A 19,465-nucleotide genomic window follows, 5' to 3' on the forward strand; every position below is an offset into this window, starting at 1 on the left:
GGCAAACCCACATGACGATCAACGCATTTGACAACCTGAAGGACCCGTCGCTGCTGCGCACGGACGCCTTCATTGCAGGACGCTGGCAACAGGCGGACGACGATTCGACGTTCGACGTCGTCAACCCGGCAACGGGCGAGCGCATCGCGAAGGTGCCGCGCATGGGCGCGCAGGAAACGCATCGCGCGATCGAAGCGGCGAACGCGGCGTGGCCCGCCTGGCGCGCGAAAACCGGCAAGGAACGCGCCGCGATTCTGCGTGCGTGGTACGAGCTGATGCTCGCGAACGCCGACGACCTCGCGCTGATCCTCACCCTCGAGCAAGGCAAGCCACTCGCCGAGGCAAAAGGTGAAATCACGTACGCTGCGTCGTTTCTCGAATGGTTTGGTGAAGAGGCAAAGCGCGTCAACGGAGACACGATTCCGACACCTGCTGCGGACAAACGCATCGTCGTGACGAAGGAGCCGATCGGTGTCTGCGCGGCGATCACGCCGTGGAATTTCCCGGCTGCGATGATCACGCGCAAGGTCGGCCCGGCGCTCGCCGCCGGCTGCCCGATCATCGTGAAGCCGGCCGAAGCCACGCCGCTCTCCGCGTTCGCGCTCGCCGTGCTCGCCGAACGCGCGGGCGTGCCTGCCGGCATCTTCAGCGTGCTGACGGGCGACCCGAAAACGATCGGCGCCGAGATGACCGGCAACCCGGTCGTGCGCAAGCTGTCGTTCACGGGCTCGACGGCGGTGGGGCGTCTGTTGATGGCGCAATGCGCGCCGACGGTGAAGAAGGTTTCGCTCGAACTCGGCGGCAACGCGCCGTTCATCGTGTTCGATGACGCCGATCTCGACGCCGCCGTTGCGGGCGCGATCGCGTCGAAGTATCGCAACAGCGGACAGACGTGCGTGTGTACGAACCGCTTCTACGTACACGAACGCGTCTACGATGCGTTCGCCGCGAAGCTGCGCGACGCGGTGGCGGGCCTGAAGGTCGGCTTCGGCACCGGGGCGGGCGTCACGCAAGGACCGCTGATCAACGAAGCGGCCGTGCTAAAGGTCGAGTCGCATATCGAGGACGCGCTCGCCAAAGGCGCGCGTATCGTGACCGGCGGCAAGCGGCACGCGCTGGGCCACGGCTTTTTCGAGCCGACGATTCTCGCGGACGTCACGCCCGCGATGAAGGTCGCGCGCGACGAAACGTTCGGCCCGCTGGCGCCGCTCTTCCGCTTCTCATCCGACGAAGAAGTGATCCGTCTCGCGAACGATACCGAGTTCGGGCTGGCTGCCTACTTCTTCAGCCGCGATATTGGTCGCGTGTGGCGCGTGGCTGAAGCGCTCGAATACGGCATGGTCGGCATCAACACCGGCCTGATTTCGAACGAAGTCGCGCCGTTTGGTGGCGTCAAGCAATCGGGGCTCGGGCGGGAAGGCTCGCACTATGGCATCGATGATTACGTCGTTATCAAGTACATGTGTATCGGCGGTATCTGAAGCACGTATCTGACGCTGAACCGCGCGTGACGTCGACCGGCACGCGCGGTTTATAAGCAATGTCAGGCGCCGAGGCTCGCCACCTGGTCCGCGTGATACGACGAACGCACCAGCGGCCCCGCTACCACCTCGCGAAATCCCAGCTTCAATCCCTCCTCACGTAAAGCGTCGAACGCATCTGGCGGCATGTAACGCCGCACGGGCATGTGAAACCGCGACGGTGCCAGATACTGCCCGAGCGTCAGGATATCGACGTCATGCGCACGGATATCCTGCATCGTGCGCAGCAGTTCGCCATCGGTTTCGCCAAGACCGACCATCAATCCAGACTTCGTGACGACGCGCCGGTTCGAGCGTTTCACACGCGCCAGCAGTTCAAGCGATCCTTCGTAATGCGCCCCCGCGCGCGCGGCGCGATACAGCGAAGGCACGGTTTCGATGTTGTGATTGAACACGTCGGGCCATGCCGTTTCGAACGCTGTCAACGCACGATCGATGCGACCTCGAAAATCCGGCGTCAGCACCTCGACGCGAATTCCCGGCACGCGCTCGCGAATCAGCGCGATAGAGCGGACAAAATGCGCGGCGCCGCCATCGCGCAGATCGTCGCGGTCCACCGACGTGATCACGACATAGCGCAAGCCGAGCGCCGCCACCACGTCCGCAAGCCGCTCGGGCTCTTCTGCATCGAGCGGCTCGGGCCGCCCGTGCGCCACGTCGCAGAACGCACACCGACGCGTACAGATCCCTCCCATGATCATGAACGTCGCCGTACGTTGCGCGAAACACTCGCCGATGTTCGGACACATCGCCTCCTCGCATACCGAATGCAGGCGATGTGCGCGCAGAATCGCCGCCATTCCCGCGACGGTTTCGCTCATCATCGGCCGGGCGTGCAGCCACGGCGGCTTCGGCAGGCCGCCGCCATCACCCGCTGACACGGGCACGATCTTCACGGGAATGCGGGCCAGCTTCTCGCGGCTGCGCAACCCGTGCTGACCGAGCGCGGTCGTGCTCTGATTCCCGGGCACGGTATTCATCGTCATTGCCCGAAAAATTCATTGAGCAGACGGTTCACTTCCGAAGCTGCTTCCATCTGCACCATGTGCCCCTTCCCCTGGACCACATGAACACGCGCGTTCGACGGCAACCCTTCGGCGTGACGTGCCGGGATGATCTGGTCTTCGCTGCCCCAGATCACCAGCGTGCGCGGCGCGAGCGTCTCCAGCCGGTCGCGATAGTTTCGCCGCTGCACGCCGCCCTCGAAGGCCGACGCGGCGATCTTCCGCAACGCGTCGCTCACGCCTTCGAGCCGCTTGTAGCGAACGATGTCTTCCACGAGCTGGCGCGTGACCAGCGATCCATCGGCGAACAGTTTCGTGAGATGCGGCTTCAGCGTGTTGCGGCTGGTGCCGGCCGTGAAACCTTCGATGTACTCGCGGTTGATCTCGTCGCCAAGGCCCGCGCCACCAATCAACGCAAGCGAAGCGACGCGTTGGGGCGCGCGCGCTGCCACCGTCATCGCGACGAGCGCGCCCATCGAATGCCCGACGAGATGCGCCCGTTCGATGCCGCGATCGTCGAGAAACGCGATCACGCTGTCGGCGAGTTCATCCGCGCTGCCGGTTTCGACTGCTTTACCCGAGTCGCCGTGCCCGGGCAGATCGAGCGCCCACACCGTGCGATGCGCGGCGAGATCGGCGTGATTGAAGAGCCAGTTGTTGAGATCGCCGCCAAAGCCGTGAATCAGCACCACCGGCGTGCCGCCATCACCGAGCTTCAGGTAACGCATCGTGCGACCGCCAATCTGCGTTTTCTCGGGCTGCGGACCCGTGTCGCCGTCCGCGGCCGTCGGCGGCACGAAGTCGCGCTGGAACGCTTCGACGGCCGCATCGATTTCACTGTCGGGCGTTTCCACGTCGGCCACGACGCCAAGCAGCGCGCCGACCGGCAGCGTCTCGCCTTCCTGCGCGACCTGCCGCCGCAACGTGCCGACAAACGCGCATTCCACGCCGGAGGAAATCTTGTCGGTTTCCACGTCGAGTACTTCGTCGCCTTTTCCAACCTTGTCGCCCACCGACTTCAGCCAGCCGTTGACCTGGCCCTGCTCCATCGAAAGACCCCACTTGGGCATCGTGATCATGTGAATCGACATTGCTCAGCTCCTTACCTTGCGCACGGCCGCCGCGATCTGATCCGGCGAAGGGATATACATGTCTTCAAGCACACCGGAAAACGGCACGGGCGTGTGCGGCGCGGTGACCAGTTCGATCGGCGCCTTCAGTGAATGGAACGCGCGCTCAGCGATCAACGCCGAGATGTCCGTCGCCATCGAGCAGCGGCGATTCGCCTCGTCCACGACGACGACGCGCCCCGTGCGTTCAGCGCTTTCGAGAATGGTTTCCTCGTCGAGCGGCGAGGTCGTGCGCAGATCGATCACGTCGACCTGGATGCCTTCTTTGGCGAGTTTTTCCGCGGCTTCGGTCGCGTAATGCACCATGCGGCCGTAGGTGACGATGGTTGCGTCGTCACCTTCGCGCACGACGTTCGCCTCGCCGAACGGAATCGCATACGACTCTTCCGGCACGTCACCTTCGCGGGTGTACAGCAGCTTGTGTTCGCAGAAAATGACCGGATCGTCGTCGCGGATCGCCTGGATCAGCAGACCCTTGGCATCGTACGGCGTCGAAGGACACACCACCTTGAGGCCGGGAATATGCGTGAAGAGCGACGTCAGCATCTGCGAATGCTGGGCCGCCGCGCGCAGGCCCGCGCCCTGCATCGCGCGGATGACAACGGGCGTCACCGCCTTGCCGCCGAACATGTAGCGGAATTTCGCGGCCTGGTTGAAGATCTGGTCGAAGCACACGCCCATGAAGTCGATGAACATCAGCTCCGCCACGGGCCGCAAGCCGCACGCCGCCGCGCCGACCGCCGCGCCGATATAGCCGCCTTCCGAAAGCGGCGTGTCGAGCACGCGCCCCGGGTACTTGTGATACAGCCCTTTCGTGACGCCGAGTACACCGCCCCACGCGTCCTGTTCACCGGGCGAGCCTGCGCCGCCCGCGTTGTCTTCGCCCATCACGATGACGCTGTCGTCGCGCGCCATCTCCTGGCTCAGGGCTTCGTTGATTGCCTGAGAAAATGTGATCTTCCGTGCCATGTCTGTCTCCTGTCGATCAGAGTTCGCGCTTTAGCGCGTTACTCTGATCCCATGCAATTTATTGCGGTCGACCGGAGTTCGCGCTTTAGCTGTCGATCAGAGTTCGCGCTTTAGCGCGTTACTCTGATCCCATGCAAAGCTCTTACTCTGGTCCCATGCAATTTATTGCGGTTCTGTCGGGTTCTTCTCGCGTTTGCGCCACACCGTGACGACGTTACGGATACGACACGTAAACGTCGGTCAGCAGGTCTTCGGCGGTTGGCATCGGCGCGGCCTTGGCCTCGCTGACAGCCGCGTCGATCAACGTCTTCACCTTCGCGTCGATGCCGCGCAGATCGTCGCTCGTCGCCATCTCCGCGCGCACCACGCGTTCTTCGAAGCGCTTGAGACAATCCTTCTCATCGCGCAGTTTCTGCACCTCGCCAGGCGCGCGATAGGTTTGCGCATCGCCCTCGAAATGCCCGAAATAGCGGGAGAATTTGACTTCGACGAGCGTCGGGCCGCCACCGCCGCGCGCACGTTCGATCGCTTCACCGAGCGCTTCATGCACGGCAAAGAAATCAAAGCCGTCGACGATCACGCCCGGCATGCCAAAACCGCTCGCGCGGTCGGCGATGTTGTCGGTCGCCACCGAGTACGTCGACGACGTGGCTTCCGCGTAGCCGTTGTTTTCCGCGACGAAAATCACCGGCAACCGCCATACCGAAGCAAGGTTCATCGATTCAAAAATCACACCCTGATTCGATGCGCCGTCGCCAAAGAAGCACACGCCCACGCCACCGGTTTTCTTCTGCTTCGCGGCGAGCGCCGCGCCGCACACGAGCGGCCCGCCCGCGCCGACGATGCCGTTCGCACCAAGCATGCCTTTGGACAGATCGGCGATATGCATCGAGCCGCCCTTGCCGTGGCACACGCCGGTCTTGCGGCCGTAAATCTCGGCCATCATGCCGCGCACGTCCACGCCCTTCGCGATGCAGTGACCGTGGCCGCGGTGCGTCGTCGCGACATAGTCCGCGTCGTTCAGATGCAGCATCGTGCCGACCGCCGACGCCTCCTCGCCGGCATACAGATGTACGAAACCGGGGATTTCTCCCGTCGCGAATTCGACGTGCAAACGTTCCTCGAATTCGCGAATCGTGCGCATCATCCGATACGCCTCCAGCAGTTTGTCCTTGCCCAACTGTGCTGAAACAGACATGGTGCGTCTCCTTGATTGATTTCACTGCCTGCTGCAATGAGCGTCGAACGAACGCCATCCGTTTCGTCCGACACCGACTCCTTACACACTGTCTCCTGCCACCACTTCACGCATGAGCTGCCGCGACGCCGAATACCGCAGCACGCGCTCGACATCCACCGTGAGCGGCCCATGCCAGTCGAGCGCCACTTCATAGCGGTCGCCGCGTTCGAGTTCGATCTCGCGTTCGCCGTCGAACGCGAGCGTGCCGTGTTCTGCATGAAGCGGCGTCCACGCGCCCGCTTCGAGACGCTCGCAGGCGCGCATCGTCACCTGGTCGACGCGTCCGGGCGCAATCGGCGCGACGATCGGCACGCCGGGCTCGCCGGGGCGCGCGAACGTCAGATGCAAGCCGTGCGACGCCGCGCGATCGACGGGCGCAAACGCGCCACCAATCGACGACAGCCCGATGCCATCCGGTGCCGCGAAAGTCAGAAAGAGCGTTTCGATATCGGCGGGCTCGGACACCGCGCGCGCACCGACAAAACGCTGACGGCTCACGCACACGTCAACGAGCGCGATTTCCTCGCGTCCGCGGTTTGGACCGTCGACGCAGCGCACGACAAGCCGCTTGTTGCGCACGAGCGCGATGTCGGGCGGTACCGCGCGCGAAGCCACCAGCGCACCCGCGAGACCTGCGACGGTGGCTTCACGCAGATCGGGAAATGCGTTGTTGGTGCCGGTCGAAAGCGTCAGCAACGGCACGTCGCCGCAATGCGCGGCGGCCGCGCGATGGGTGCCGTCGCCGCCGAGCACCGCGATCAGGCCAACGCCTTCACGCACCATGTGCTGGACGCCCGCGTGCGTATCCGCGGCGCTGTCGGAAAACGGCAATGCCAGGAATTCGACCTCGGGCCAGCGCTGACGCGCGGCGATGGCCCGGTGTGTTTCGATCGCGCGCAGCAGCAACGCGGAAACGCCCGTCTTGTCGCGCAGCGTCAGCACGCGATCGACGCCGAGCGCGCCGAGACCCGCGAGCAGCCGCACGATCATGTTGGCTTTCTCCGCCGTCGGGAAAACGGAGGCGTACGTGGTGAGGCGCCGGATATCGCGGCCTGATGCAGGATTCGCAATCACGCCGACTGTGACGGGAACAGACACGGGCTTGTCTCCAACCAGAGTTGTCCGCGTATCCACGGACTGATCTTTTTGTGAAACGCAACGCGCGCTTCGGTGCAGGGAGACTCTGCAAGGGGTGTGCCAGAACGCATCCGGCGCCCCGGAATACGAAGAAAAGCCCGTATTTAAAGGGGTTTGCGCCATCGATGCCGTTTCAACGCGCGGGGAAAAACGCGGGCGTGGGCACGCATGCTGCGTCTCATCGCCGACGCGATGCACACACGCGCGATACGCCACACTGCGAACGAATCCGCGTGTGCCATGCGGGGCGTGCGATTGCCGGCGGCCGCCAGCATCTCAACGCACGTTGAGACAAACGTCTCAAGCGTCTTACGTGCTGCAGTGCAGTGTGATCGCGTTTCCGAGTTGTGCTACAAGGTCGGACAGGAATCCTCCAGCATCGCTCGACGGGAGTCGATCATGCCTTACGTCTCGCAAACACAGCACGTCGATCGCGTGCGGGGCGCCATCGAAGGACGTCTGCCCGCGCCCGCCGGCTCGCCGCGCCTCGTGTCCTCGTGGCAGCGCTCGTTCGAAACCTGGCAGCTCGACCCCGGCTCGGCCATTGGCCCGCGCGTGTTGACGTCATCGGAACTGCGTGAAATCCAGGGGAAGGAAGAAGCCTTTCTGCGCGCGTCGGGCCAGTGCCTGACGCGGTTGCACGACATGATTCGCGTCGCCGATTACTGCGTGATGCTGACCGACGCGCACGGCGTGACGATCGACTACCGGATCGATCGCGACCGGCGCAGCCATTTCAAGCACGCGGGTCTCTACATCGGCTCGTGCTGGTCCGAACGCGAAGAAGGCACCTGCGGCGTCGCGAACGTGCTGACGGATCTCGCGCCGATCACGGTACACAAGACAGATCATTTTCGCGCCGCGTTCACGACGCTGACGTGCAGCGCCGCGCCGATCTTCGCGCCCGCGGGCGAACTGATCGGCGTGCTCGACGCGTCGGCGGTGCAGTCGCCGGATAACCGCGACAGCCAGCGCCTCGTGTTCCAACTGGTACGCCAAAGCGCGGCGCTGATCGAAGACGGCTACTTCCTGAATCAGACGACGCAGCACTGGATCCTGTTCGGCCATCAAAGCCGCAACTTCGTCGAAGCGCAGCCCGAACTGCTAATTGCGTTCGACGAATGCGGCAACATCGTGACGGCCAACCGCAAGGCGCGCGAATGTATTCCGGACCTGGGCGGGCCGCGCCACATCGACGACATCTTCGATACGTCCGAGGTTCATCTGCACGACCTCGCGCGCACCGACGCAATCGTCGGATTGCGCCTGCGCGCGACGGGTGCCACGCTTCACGCGCGCATCCGCGCGCCGATGCGGCGGCCCACGCGCGTCACCGCGACAGGGGCAGCCGCGCCGCGCGAGTCGCACGCCGGGCGCCATCTCGGCGCGATGAGCCGGTTCCTGCATAGCACCGATCCGCGCATCGCGCAGAACGCGCAGGTTGCGCTGCGTATTGCTGGAAAGCAATTGCCTGTTCTTATTCTCGGCGAAACGGGGGTGGGCAAGGAGGTGTTCGCGCGGGCAATTCACGAGGCGGGTGAGCGTCGCGCGCGACCGTTCGTCGCCGTGAACTGCGCGGCGATTCCTGAATCGCTGATCGAGAGCGAACTGTTCGGCTATGCGCCCGGCGCCTTCACCGGCGCCCGAAGCCGCGGTGCGCGCGGCAAGATCGCGATGGCGAGCGGCGGCACGTTGTTTCTCGATGAAATCGGCGACATGCCGCTCAGCCTGCAGACACGTCTGCTGCGCGTGCTGGCGGAAGGCGAAGTCGTGCCGCTCGGTGGCGACGTGCCGGTGCGCGTGGACATCGACGTGATCTGCGCGACGCACCGCAGCCCTTCGCAGATGGTGAGCGAAGGCGCGTTTCGCGAGGACCTGTTCTACCGTCTGAGCGGCGCGACGCTGACGATGCCGCCGCTCCGTGAGCGCACCGACATTCGCGACGTGATCGAAACTGTCTTCGATGAAGAAGCCCGGAACGCCACTCATGTGCTGACGCTCGACGCGCATCTCGCGGAACAGCTGGGGACGCTGCCGTGGCCCGGCAATATCCGCCAGTTGCGCAACGTGCTGCGCTACGCGTGCGCGGTATGCGATTCGTCGCGGGTCGAGATGCGCCACGTCGCGCCGGATATCGCCGTGCTGCTTTCACCTGCTAACGTACGTGAACTGTCACATGCATCTTCACCAACGGATGAACGTGCGCACATTGTCGAAGTGCTCACGCAACAGCGCTGGCGTCCCAACGCAGCGGCCGAGGCGCTAGGGATGTCGCGTGCGACGTTGTACCGGCGCATGGCAAAGCTGAAGATCGTCGGGCCGCATCGCTGCTGACATCAAGCGCCGACGCTTCGCTGTTCATGCTGGAGGATGAGCCGGCGAAAAAAAGCCCGTTGCGATTGCAACGGGCTTTTCGTTTCATGACGGGCACGAAGCCACGGGCTTACATCGGCGTGACCTTGACGGCCGCCGCGGAAATGAACACCGCATGCACGGTGTCGCCCACTTTCACGCCACTCAGATCGATATCGGGGCGTGCTTCGACGGTCTGCGTCCGGTATGGCCCGCGCAGCGTGACGAGGCGCTTCTTGCGATCGATCTTCTGCACAGTCGCGAGAATCTCGATCTGCCGTGTCGACTCGAAGCCACCCGATGCCGGTTGATAAGCCTGCGTATCGACGCGCTTTCGCAGGCCCGCATCGGCGCCGGTGACCTTGTCGGCGGTGACCAGCAACGCGTTCTTGTACAAAACGTCGACGGTGTCGCCGATCTTGAGCGTGTCAAAACCGGCGACTTCCTCGTTCACCACGACGACGACCACGTTGCCCGCCGCACCTTTCACCGTTAGTGTGCGCGAAGCGGGCTCGATGCCAATGATCTGTCCTTTCATGTGAACCGGCTGTACCGCGTCAAGCACGCCTTTTGCCGAACTCGCCAGCGAGTCCTCTGCCCAGACGGGTTGCGCGGCAGCCAGCGAGAGCAGCAAGGCGGTTCCAAGGGTTGCGACCTTCATCGAACGTTCTCCTTTGAAAGACTGATCCAGCGATTTCGAACGGGCTGAAAAACGCGCGCAAACCGCGAAAAAAGACACAATCGAATGAATCATGCTGCCGGCTGAAACAGTCGACGGCATCCGGCGAAATGATTGTACAGACCCCGCCTCGCACGTTCAAAAACAAAAGGACACCCTCGTGGGTGCCCTCTCTACGCTTAAGACGCGCTAAAGCAGCAAACCTTAAACCCGCTCGATCGCGATGGCGATGCCCTGACCGACGCCGATACACATCGTACACAGCGCAAAGCGGCCCTTCGTGCGCTGCAACTGATACATCGCGGTGGTGACGAGGCGCGCGCCGCTCATCCCGAGCGGATGGCCCAGCGCGATCGCGCCGCCGTTCGGATTCACGCGTGCGTCATCATCGGCAACGCCGAGCATGCGCAGCACCGCGAGACCTTGCGACGCAAACGCTTCGTTCAGTTCGATCACGTCGAACTGGTCGATCGTCATGCCGAGGCGCGCAAGCAGTTTCTGCGTAGCCGGAGCCGGGCCGATGCCCATCACGCGCGGCGCGACGCCCGCGGTCGCGATACCGAGCACGCGTGCGCGCGGCACGAGACCAAAGCGCTTCGCGGATTCTTCGTTCGCCAGCAGCAGGGCCGCGGCGCCGTCGTTCACGCCCGAAGCATTGCCTGCCGTCACCGTGCCGTCGGGGCGCACGACGCCCTTCAGTTTCGCCAGCGTTTCGAGGCTGGTTTCGCGCGGATGTTCGTCCTGCGACACGACAATCGGGTCGCCCTTCTTCTGCGCAACCGACACCGTCACGATTTCCTGCGCGAGCGTGCCGTCACGCTGCGCGCGCGCCGCCTTCTGCTGGCTGCGCATCGCGAACGCGTCCTGATCGGCACGGCTCACACCATGATCCTGTGCGACGTTTTCACCGGTTTCCGGCATCGAGTCGACACCGTATTGCTGCTTCATCAGCTTGTTGACGAAGCGCCAGCCGATGGTCGTGTCATGGATCGCCGCTTCCCGCGAAAACGCGCTGCCGGCCTTGTTCATCACGAACGGCGCGCGGCTCATGCTTTCGACGCCACCGGCGACCATCAACGCAGCCTCGCCCGATTTGATCGCGCGCGCGGCGATGCCCACGGCGTCCATGCCCGAGCCGCACAGACGGTTGACCGTCGAGCCCGGCACGTCCAGCGGCAACCCCGCGAGCAGCAGCGACATGCGCGCGACGTTGCGGTTGTCTTCACCCGCCTGATTGGCGCAGCCGTAAATCACATCGTCGATGGCGGACCAGTCGACGTCCTTGTTGCGCTCCATCAGCGCCCTGAGCGGCACGGCGCCCAGATCGTCGGCGCGAACCGACGACAGCGCGCCTGCATAGCGGCCTATCGGCGTACGAATTGCATCGCACAGGAAAGCTTCAGTCATGTGATGTCTCCAGTTGTGAGCTGCGCCGCTTCGTGCTTCCGGCCGGCAGCCTGGCGCGAAACCCGCCCGCCAGCCGGGCATCGTTCACGCTGAGCGGAACAGATTCCGTCACGCCCGGCCGCATGGCAACGGTGACGTCCCACGCCGCTCATCGCGGGACCGGAATGATTGGGCCGCAACCCGAAAATTGTTCTTTATACGAACAACATGTCGAATAGCGAACATTGAGCCTCAATAGTAGGGTCCGTCGGCGACATATGTCAAGCCGCGTCGGGCGCGAAGACGGGTATACGTACACGCAAAAAGTGCCGAAACACAGCGCGCGGACGACAACCCGCGCATAGGCACGCAAAACCCGCCGCGCTACGGGCAAAAGTTGTCCAGATCACGCTCTCAAGCAGCACGTTCACCGAAAAATCCCGCGCCGCCAGGATGAGTATGTTCGCGTTTCCGGTCCCGGCGCCACACGCGTTACAACCAGCGTCTGAGCCATCCCAGCCCGGCCGACGTACCCGCGCGCGGCAGGTATTCGCAACCGGTCCAGCCGTCGTAGCCCAGCGAATCGATCAGCTCGAAAAGATACGGATAGTTGATTTCGCCGCTGTCGGGCTCGTGCCGCTCCGGCACGCCTGCAATCTGGATATGCCCGATATGCGCCATATCGCGCCTGAGTTTGACTGCCAGATCCCCTTCGACGATCTGGCAGTGATAGCAGTCGAACTGCACCTTCAGGTTCGACGCGCCGACTTCCGCGCAGATGGCCTGCGCATCGTCCTGGCGGTTCAGAAAGAAGCCCGGCATGTCGCGCGTGTTGATCGGTTCGATCACAACCGTGATGCCGTCGCCCTGAACGGCCTGCGCGGCGTACGCGAGATTCTTCAGATAGACCTCGCGATGACGTTCGCGCGACTGGTCCGCGGCGATCAGCCCGGCCATCACGTGCAGCCTCCGGTTGCCGAGCACGCGCGCGTATTCCAGCGCGTGGTCGATGCTGCGGCGGAATTCGTCCTCACGCCCCGGCACCGATGCGAGCCCCCGGTCGCCGGCGGCCCAGTCGCCGCACGGCGCATTGAAGAGCGCCTGTGTCAGTTGATGTTCGTCGAGCCGCGCTTTCAGATCGACGGCAGGAAACGCGTACGGGAACAACATCTCGACGCCCTTGAAGCCATCACGCGCCGCGGCGCCGAAACGATCGAGGAACGGGTGTTCGTGGTACATCATCGTGAGATTCGCGGCAAAGCGTGGCATCGTGCTGTCTCCTGCATGACGGGTTTGCGTCCGTCTATCATACAAAGAGTTGTGGTCCCCCCAAGGTGTCGCCAGGGTTGGCGAAACGCGGGCCATACGCTATCGTCTCGGCTTTCGAGGCCACTTCGCCGGCCGTCGCTTTTTCCCTGAGGCACATGAGCAAAGCTCTTCCCGCATCCCCGTCGCTGTCCGCCAACGTCGCGCAAACACCGGAAGCCCCCGACAAACCGGGCGATTCGTACGTGCAGTCGTTTGCCCGCGGCCTTGCGGTGATCCGTGCGTTCAACGCGGAGCGCCCCGAACAGACGCTCACCGACGTCGCCGCCGCGGCCGGTCTCACGCGCGCCGGCGCGCGCCGCATCCTGCTCACGTTGCAGACGCTCGGTTACGTCGAAACCGAAGGCCGGCTGTTCCGGCTGACACCGAAAATCCTCGACCTCGGTTTTGCGTATCTGACGTCGATGCCGTTCTGGAATCTCGCTGAACCGGTGATGGAGGAACTCTCGGGGAAAGTACACGAGAGCTGCTCGGCGGCTGTGCTCGACCGCACGGAAATCGTCTACGTGCTGCGCGTGCCGACACACAAGATCATGACGATCAACCTGTCGATCGGAAGCCGTCTGCCCGCTTACTGCACGTCGATGGGACGCGTGCTGCTCTCCGCACTCGACGACGAAACGCTCGACGCGACACTCGGTGCGACGCAGCTCTACGCCCACACGCCGCGCACGGTGACCGACAAGGACGAACTGAAAAAGCTGATCGCGCAGGTGCGCCGCCAGGGATGGGCGATTGTCGACCAGGAACTGGAAGGGGGTTTGATATCGCTGTCCGCGCCGATCCGCAACCGCCAGGGTCGCGTGATCGCCGCGATGAACATCAGCGGCAACGCGCAGCGCAATTCAGCGAAACAGATGGTGAAGGCGTTTCTGGAACCGCTGCAGCACGCCGCGCAGACCGTCTCCGACATGGTCGCGCGACGCGGCTAGCATCCGGGCCGCGCCGCGTCCGGACGTCGATATAACTACTCGAGAAAACGCTCGACGAGGCGCGTCCAGAACGCGGCGCCCACCGGCAGATTGAAGTCGTTGAAATCGTAATGCGGGTTGTGCACCATGCACCCGTCCTCGCCAACGCCGTTGCCGATACGCAGGAACGTGCCGGGACGCTCCTGCAACATGAACGCGAAATCCTCGCTGCCCATCAGCAGGTCGGCGTGCGCGACCACCTTGTCGTCACCGACCAGTTCGCGCGCCACGTCGATCGCGAATTGCGTCTGCGCGTCCGAGTTGACGACGACCGGATAGCCTTCGATGTATTCGACCGTCGCCTTGCCGCCGTAGCTGGCCGCCTGGTCTTGCGCGAGTTCCGTGATGCGCTGTTTCAGCAACGCGCGCACTTCCGGGCTGAACGAGCGCACGCTCAGTTCGAGCTTCGCCGAACTGGGGATCACGTTGTTCGCGATGCCCGAATGCATCGAGCCCACCGTCACGACCGCCGGCTGCGACGGATCGACGTTGCGCGCGACGATGGTCTGCAACGCCATCACGATGCTCGCGGCGATCACGATCGGATCGACCGTCAGATGCGGTCGCGCTGCGTGACCGCCCACGCCTTCGATGTCGATGATGGCCTTGTCGCCGGCCGCCATGAACGCGCCCTTGCGGAACAGCAGCTTGCCCGGCTCGGCGCCCGGATGGTTGTGCAGGCCGAACACGGCGTCGCACGGAAAGCGCTCGAAGAGCCCGTCCCCGATCATCTGCTTCGCGCCGCTGTCGATGCCGGTTTCCTCGGCGGGCTGAAAATACAGATGCACGGTGCCCGAAAAACGGCGCGTCGCGGCGAGATGCTGCGCGGCGCCGAGCAGCATCGTCGTATGGCCGTCGTGGCCGCATGCGTGCATCTTGCCGTGCGTGCCGCTCGCGTACGGCAGGCCGGTCTGCTCGACGATCGGCAATGCATCCATGTCGGCGCGAATCCCGATGCTGCGTGTGCCTTCGCCCAGTTTCATCGTACCCACCACGCCCGTCCTGCCGACGCCGCGCGTCACCTGCCAGCCCCACGCCTCGAGCTTGTCCGCGACGAGCGCCGCGGTGGCGACTTCTTCGTACGCCAGTTCGGGATGGTGGTGAATGTGGTGGCGAATCTCGCGCAGGCTTTCGGCGGCGGGAACCAGGTCGTCAATTTCGGCAAAACGCCGTGCTACGTTCATCGCTGACTCCAGTCATATCAGGCAGGTCGCGCCGCGCGTCGCGGCGAATGGCCAGCATTATATCGACGCCATCCCGCTTCGATACGGTGCCCGTGTTCCTGCCCGAACCCCGAACCGGACGGCGCCGGTGCTATCGTCGCGTCGCCGCGCGACGCACGACTTCGACGAACGCGTGCCCCGCTTCCTCGAGCGCACCGGAGTTGTCGATCACGGTCAGCGAGACGCCTTGTGGCAACGTGAAGGTGGCGCGCCGCGCCAGCCGCGCGGCAACCTGCCCGGGCGTTTCGCGCGCCCTCGCGCCGAGCCGCGCTTCGAGAATATCGGGCGCCGCGTCCACATGCACGACGGCTGCGCGCGGATAACGCGCCAGCGCCTGTGCCAGATGCGCCCGCGAGCCGTTGACGACCACGGTGCAGCCGCGTGCGAGCCATGCATCGAGCTCGATGCCGATGCCATAACGCAACGCGTGGCTCGACCACTCGAGCGCAAACAGGCCCAGCGCGGAGCGCGCGGCGAATTCTTCTTGCGTCAACGCAACGTGGTTTTCCCCCTCGCCTGCCGCACGCGTGATGTAACGATGCGCGAACACAACGGGCTCACCGGGGATTTTCTCGCGCGCGAAGCTGAGCAGCGAGTCCTTGCCCGCGCCGGATGGCCCCATTACGTAAATCAACTGGCCACTCATCGAGTCTCCATCGAACGGGGTAAAACGCCTGACGCTACCGGTCAGGCCCAAGGATGGCCGCTTTCCTCGATGCATTCTAACGCGCGTGCCACATCGACCCCGCGACATGGCGCGCGCGCCAAAGCCGCGTCCGGTGCGCCTGTCGCGTCGATGAAAGCGCTGCCGCGCGACGCCGGAGTTCGAAACCCTGCCGGTTTCCGGCAGCGCGGCGTTACGTGGCGACGCGGCGCGCCCACGCCCATAAGGAACGACAACCTGGCTCCAGTCATCGACAGCAAAGCTGTCAACCGCCTTTCATCCAGACCTTCAAAACGCGCTTGCTGCAGATGCACATTGGCGCGGAAAGAGCACGCCCGTTTGCTATCCGGTGTTTCACTAGCTACATGGATTTTTTTTCTTGGTAAGCTTGGCGCGCACTGCTGGCCCAGGCTGGCAGACAATAACCATGTCCGTGCGCGACTCGCGCCGGGCAGTGTTCCGCGGCGGCACAACCCATGCGGGGCAATCTGAACCACTCCGAGGAGTAAATAAGTGAAAAAACTGCTGGCGACTTTGACGGTTGCCCTGCTTGCCACCGTCTCGATTACCGCACACGCTAAAGACTGGTCCACGATCCGCTTCGGCGTCGACGCCAGCTACGCTCCGTTTGAATCCAAAGGTCCGGATGGCAAACTGGTCGGCTTCGACATCGACCTCGGCAACGCAATCTGCGAACGCCTGAAGGCAAAGTGCGTGTGGGTTGAAAATGACTTCGACGGCATGATCCCGGCCCTGAAGGCCAAGAAGTTCGACGGCGTGCTGTCGTCGATGTCGATCACGCCGCAACGCGCGGAACAGATCGCCTTCTCGTCGAAGCTGTTCAACACGCCGACGCGCCTGATCGCGAAGAAGGGTTCGGGCATCCTGCCGACGGCCGAATCGCTGAAGGGCAAGAACGTGGGCGTCGAGCAGGGCACGATCCAGGAAACCTACGCGAAGGCGTACTGGGAAGCCAAGGGCGCGAAGGTCACGCCGTACCAGAACCAGGACCAGGTCTATGCCGATCTGCTGTCGGGCCGTCTGGACGCAGCGCTGCAGGATGCGGTGCAGGCTGAGATCGGCTTCCTGAAGACGCCGCGCGGCGCGGGCTTCGAGTTCGTGGGCAAGGATCTGAATGATCCGAAGATCCTCGGCACCGGTGCTGGCATCGGCATGCGCAAGGAAGACACGGATCTGAAGGCGAAGGTCGACAAGGCTATCGCCGAGATCATCAAGGACGGCACCTACAAGAAGCTCGAACAGAAGTACTTCGACTTCGACGTGTACGGCAGCTGATCCACGACGGCGCGTCTTCGGGCGCGCCGCTGAGGTTTGAGGAAACGGGCTCCGCGAAACACGCGGAGCCCGTTTTTTTTCGGCCTCGCGCCGGGTTCTCCTGCTGGCCTGTCCGGGCCGGCGCGACATGCGGCTTGCGCTGCTTCGTCTGACGGAGAAACCACGCTACCTCGTCAGAATCGGCTAAGATCGAACGATTCGCAGCCAGTTCGTGCAGGAAGCGTCACGACGTGTCTCCCGTTTCATGACGGCAGAACCCGCTGGTTGTCACTGATTTTTCGTTCGCCTGTTCAACGCTTTCACCCTCTGCAACCAACCGAAAAACGCTGCCTGCCATCTGCTCGCAGCGTCTGAAGAACCATGCAAACCCAGACCCATCCGCTGATTTCCCCGACGCTCGGCACCGCGCGTAACCTGACGAGTTTTCACTACGGCGCTGGCGGTGGACAGAAAATCTATATCCAGTCGTCGCTGCACGCCGACGAGTTGCCCGGCATGCTGGTTTCGCACGTCCTGCGCCAGAAGCTTGCCGCGCTCGAAGCGGCCGGCAAGGTGCGCGGCGAGGTCGTGCTCATGCCCGTCGCCAATCCGATCGGCCTGAACCAGCACGTACACAGCCATCTGGCGGGACGTTTCGAAGCGAACAGCGGACAGAACTTCAACCGTAACTTCTACGATCTGGCCGGGCTCGTGCAGCCTGTGATCGAAGCGCGTCTCACGCCTGACATCGATGAAAACCGTCAGGCCATCCGCCGCGCGATGCGCGAAGGCCTCGACGCGCAACAGCCGAAGAACGAACTGGAATCACAGCGTCTCGCGCTACAAAAGCTCTCGTACGATGCCGACGTCGTGCTCGATCTGCATTGCGACTGGGAAGCCGCGATGCACATCTACACGAACCCGGACATCTGGCCGGAAGTCGAGCCGCTTGCGCGCTATCTGGATTCGAAGGCGTCGCTGCTCGCGCTCGATTCGATGGGTAACCCGTTCGACGAAATCCACAGTTTCGCCTGGTCGGATCTGCGCCGCCGTTACGGCGACCGTTTCCCGATTCCGAACGGCTCGGTCTCGGTCACGATCGAACTGCGCGGCCAACGCGACGTGTCCTACGAACTCGCCGAACGCGACGCGCAGGGCATCATCGAATATCTGACGCATCGCGGCGTGATCGAAGGCACCGCGGCCGACATGCCGCCGCTCGAATTCGCCGCTACGCCGCTCGCCGGCAACGAACCGCTCGCCGCGCCGATCACGGGTGTCGTCGTGTACCGGCCGGCCGCCCAGGTGGGCACGTGGGTCGATGCAGGCACAGAGATCGCCGATATCGTCGATCCGCTGACAGGCCAGGTCGCGACGCTGAAGAACACGGTGGCCGGCGTGCTGTACGCGCGGCATTCCGCGCGCTTCGCGACCGCCGGGCTGGAAGTGGCGCGTGTGGCAGGCGCCAAGGCGTATCGCACGGGGTCGCTGCTGTCGGCATGACGCGCGCGGCTTGCGCGGTTTCATGACCGCCGTGCCCAATGGAAATCGCCCGCTGATGCTGATGCGGGCGATTTCCGTTTGAGAGCATGCGCGCTGCAAAGAAGCGCCTTAAAACGCCGGCACAATCGCGCCCTTGAACTGCGTGTCGAGGAACCGGCGCACATCATCCGATTCGTACGCGGCCACGAGTTTCTTCACCCACGGCTTGTTGCGGTCCTGCTCGCGCACGGCGATCAGGTTCGCGTAGGGTCCCTTCAGGTCTTCGATGGCGATCGCGTCTTTCGTCGGCTGCAGGCCGGCTTTCACCGCGTAGTCGGTGTTGATCGATGCGGCGTCGAGATCGTCGAGTGCGCGCGGCAACTGCGCGGCATCGAGCTCCACGAGTTTGATTTTCTTCGGATTTTCCGTGACGTCGAGCGGTGTTGCGTTGACGCCGTTCACGCCGGCACCCGCCTTCAGCCTGATCACGCCATATTTCTGCAGCAGCAACAGCGCGCGGTTGCCGTTCGACGGATCGTTCTGGATGCCGACCTTCGTGCCTTCCGGCAGATCTTTCAGCGACCTGTATTTCTTCGAGTAGAAGCCCATCGGCGACGTGTAGGTCAGGCCGACGTTCACGATCCTGTAGCCCCGCTGTCTGATCTGGCTGTCGAGAAACGGCTGATGCTGAAAGCCGTTCGCATCGAGATCGCCCGCGTCGAGCGCGGCGTTCGGCTGCACGTAATCGTTGAACTCGATCACCTTGAGTGTCAGGCCGTCGCGCGCCGCGACCTTCGTCACCACCGACCAGATCTGCGCATCAGGGCCGCTCATCGTGCCGACCTTGATGACCTTGTCACCGGCATGAGCCAGGCTTGTCGCCAGTGTGGCGCTGGTGGCCGCCAGCACGGCGAGCGTCTTGATGAGTGTTCTGCGCTGCATGCGTTCCCCGTTGAATCCATGAATGGTGGATGCGCATCGTCACACAGTGCAATCGCGGCGATAACCAATGAATTGTCATACGCATATGCGGTCGCTCGCGCAGAGCATATGGGCGCTTGCCCTGCTCGAATACGTCGACGAGAA

General features: G+C 63.7%; 16 protein-coding genes. 5 read left to right on the plus strand and 11 right to left on the minus strand.

What is annotated here, in order from left to right; all coding sequences use genetic code 11:
- Positions 1-11: 11 nt before the first annotated feature.
- Positions 12-1,481, plus strand: coding sequence for an NAD-dependent succinate-semialdehyde dehydrogenase (locus BLV45_RS15465; RefSeq protein WP_090534506.1), 1,470 nt, complete (start codon positions 12-14; stop codon positions 1,479-1,481).
- Positions 1,482-1,543: 62 nt separating this feature from the next.
- Here the strand turns inward: BLV45_RS15465 and lipA are convergent, their stop codons facing one another.
- The 5 genes from lipA to BLV45_RS15490 all read right to left on the minus strand — a co-directional run bounded on the left by lipA (position 1,544) and on the right by BLV45_RS15490 (position 6,982).
- Positions 1,544-2,521, minus strand: coding sequence for a lipoyl synthase (gene lipA, locus BLV45_RS15470; RefSeq protein WP_090534711.1), 978 nt, complete (start codon positions 2,519-2,521; stop codon positions 1,544-1,546).
- A 2-nt stretch (positions 2,522-2,523) separates the two neighbouring features.
- A complete protein-coding gene (locus BLV45_RS15475) occupies positions 2,524-3,636 on the minus strand; it encodes an acetoin dehydrogenase dihydrolipoyllysine-residue acetyltransferase subunit (protein WP_090534508.1) in 1,113 nt (370 codons plus the stop codon).
- Between the two features lie 3 nt (positions 3,637-3,639).
- Positions 3,640-4,644 (minus strand): alpha-ketoacid dehydrogenase subunit beta, encoded by a 1,005-nt coding sequence (locus tag BLV45_RS15480; RefSeq protein ID WP_090534510.1) that lies wholly within the window; start codon positions 4,642-4,644, stop codon positions 3,640-3,642.
- A gap of 214 nt (positions 4,645-4,858) precedes the next feature.
- Positions 4,859-5,842 carry a thiamine pyrophosphate-dependent dehydrogenase E1 component subunit alpha gene (locus BLV45_RS15485; RefSeq protein ID WP_090534512.1) on the minus strand — a complete coding sequence of 328 codons (984 nt, stop codon included), beginning with the start codon at positions 5,840-5,842 and terminating at the stop codon, positions 4,859-4,861.
- 81 nt (positions 5,843-5,923) lie between these two features.
- Complete coding sequence (locus tag BLV45_RS15490; RefSeq protein WP_090534514.1) at positions 5,924-6,982, minus strand: ATP-NAD kinase family protein; 1,059 nt, start codon at positions 6,980-6,982, stop codon at positions 5,924-5,926.
- 438 nt (positions 6,983-7,420) lie between these two features.
- On the opposite strand from BLV45_RS15490, the gene BLV45_RS15495 reads away from it, so the two are divergent.
- Entirely contained in the window at positions 7,421-9,355 is a 1,935-nt protein-coding gene (locus BLV45_RS15495; RefSeq protein WP_090534516.1) for a sigma-54-dependent Fis family transcriptional regulator, read from the plus strand.
- Between the two features lie 109 nt (positions 9,356-9,464).
- Here the strand turns inward: BLV45_RS15495 and BLV45_RS15500 are convergent, their stop codons facing one another.
- The 3 genes from BLV45_RS15500 to otnI all read right to left on the minus strand — a co-directional run bounded on the left by BLV45_RS15500 (position 9,465) and on the right by otnI (position 12,707).
- Positions 9,465-10,034: a hypothetical protein gene (locus BLV45_RS15500; RefSeq protein ID WP_090534713.1), complete on the minus strand. Its 570-nt coding sequence runs from the start codon at positions 10,032-10,034 to the stop codon at positions 9,465-9,467.
- Between the two features lie 222 nt (positions 10,035-10,256).
- Positions 10,257-11,459, minus strand: coding sequence for a 3-oxoadipyl-CoA thiolase (pcaF, locus tag BLV45_RS15505; protein WP_090534518.1), 1,203 nt, complete (start codon positions 11,457-11,459; stop codon positions 10,257-10,259).
- 471 nt (positions 11,460-11,930) lie between these two features.
- A complete protein-coding gene (gene otnI / locus BLV45_RS15510) occupies positions 11,931-12,707 on the minus strand; it encodes a 2-oxo-tetronate isomerase (RefSeq protein ID WP_090534520.1) in 777 nt (258 codons plus the stop codon).
- Positions 12,708-12,862: 155 nt separating this feature from the next.
- Here otnI and BLV45_RS15515 point away from each other — a divergent pair, with 155 nt between their 5' ends.
- Positions 12,863-13,696 carry an IclR family transcriptional regulator gene (locus tag BLV45_RS15515; RefSeq protein WP_090534522.1) on the plus strand — a complete coding sequence of 278 codons (834 nt, stop codon included), beginning with the start codon at positions 12,863-12,865 and terminating at the stop codon, positions 13,694-13,696.
- 35 nt (positions 13,697-13,731) lie between these two features.
- Here the strand turns inward: BLV45_RS15515 and BLV45_RS15520 are convergent, their stop codons facing one another.
- Positions 13,732-14,919, minus strand: a complete 1,188-nt coding sequence (locus tag BLV45_RS15520) for a M20 aminoacylase family protein (RefSeq protein ID WP_090534524.1) — start codon at positions 14,917-14,919, stop codon at positions 13,732-13,734.
- Positions 14,920-15,049: 130 nt separating this feature from the next.
- The gene (gene phnN, locus BLV45_RS15525) at positions 15,050-15,604 is read right to left on the minus strand and encodes a phosphonate metabolism protein/1,5-bisphosphokinase (PRPP-forming) PhnN (RefSeq protein WP_090534526.1); all 555 of its coding nucleotides are present in this window, start codon (positions 15,602-15,604) and stop codon (positions 15,050-15,052) included.
- Positions 15,605-16,135: 531 nt separating this feature from the next.
- On the opposite strand from phnN, the gene BLV45_RS15530 reads away from it, so the two are divergent.
- Together BLV45_RS15530 and BLV45_RS15535 are read left to right on the plus strand one after the other, a co-directional pair.
- Positions 16,136-16,918: an ABC transporter substrate-binding protein gene (locus BLV45_RS15530; RefSeq protein WP_090534528.1), complete on the plus strand. Its 783-nt coding sequence runs from the start codon at positions 16,136-16,138 to the stop codon at positions 16,916-16,918.
- Positions 16,919-17,278: 360 nt separating this feature from the next.
- Complete coding sequence (locus BLV45_RS15535; RefSeq protein WP_090534530.1) at positions 17,279-18,400, plus strand: succinylglutamate desuccinylase/aspartoacylase family protein; 1,122 nt, start codon at positions 17,279-17,281, stop codon at positions 18,398-18,400.
- A gap of 108 nt (positions 18,401-18,508) precedes the next feature.
- Here the strand turns inward: BLV45_RS15535 and BLV45_RS15540 are convergent, their stop codons facing one another.
- Positions 18,509-19,321 carry a MetQ/NlpA family ABC transporter substrate-binding protein gene (locus BLV45_RS15540; protein ID WP_090534532.1) on the minus strand — a complete coding sequence of 271 codons (813 nt, stop codon included), beginning with the start codon at positions 19,319-19,321 and terminating at the stop codon, positions 18,509-18,511.
- Positions 19,322-19,465: the final 144 nt, after the last annotated feature.

Origin of the sequence: Paraburkholderia sartisoli, from assembly GCF_900107685.1 — a bacterium.
Lineage (GTDB): Bacteria > Pseudomonadota > Gammaproteobacteria > Burkholderiales > Burkholderiaceae > Paraburkholderia > Paraburkholderia sartisoli.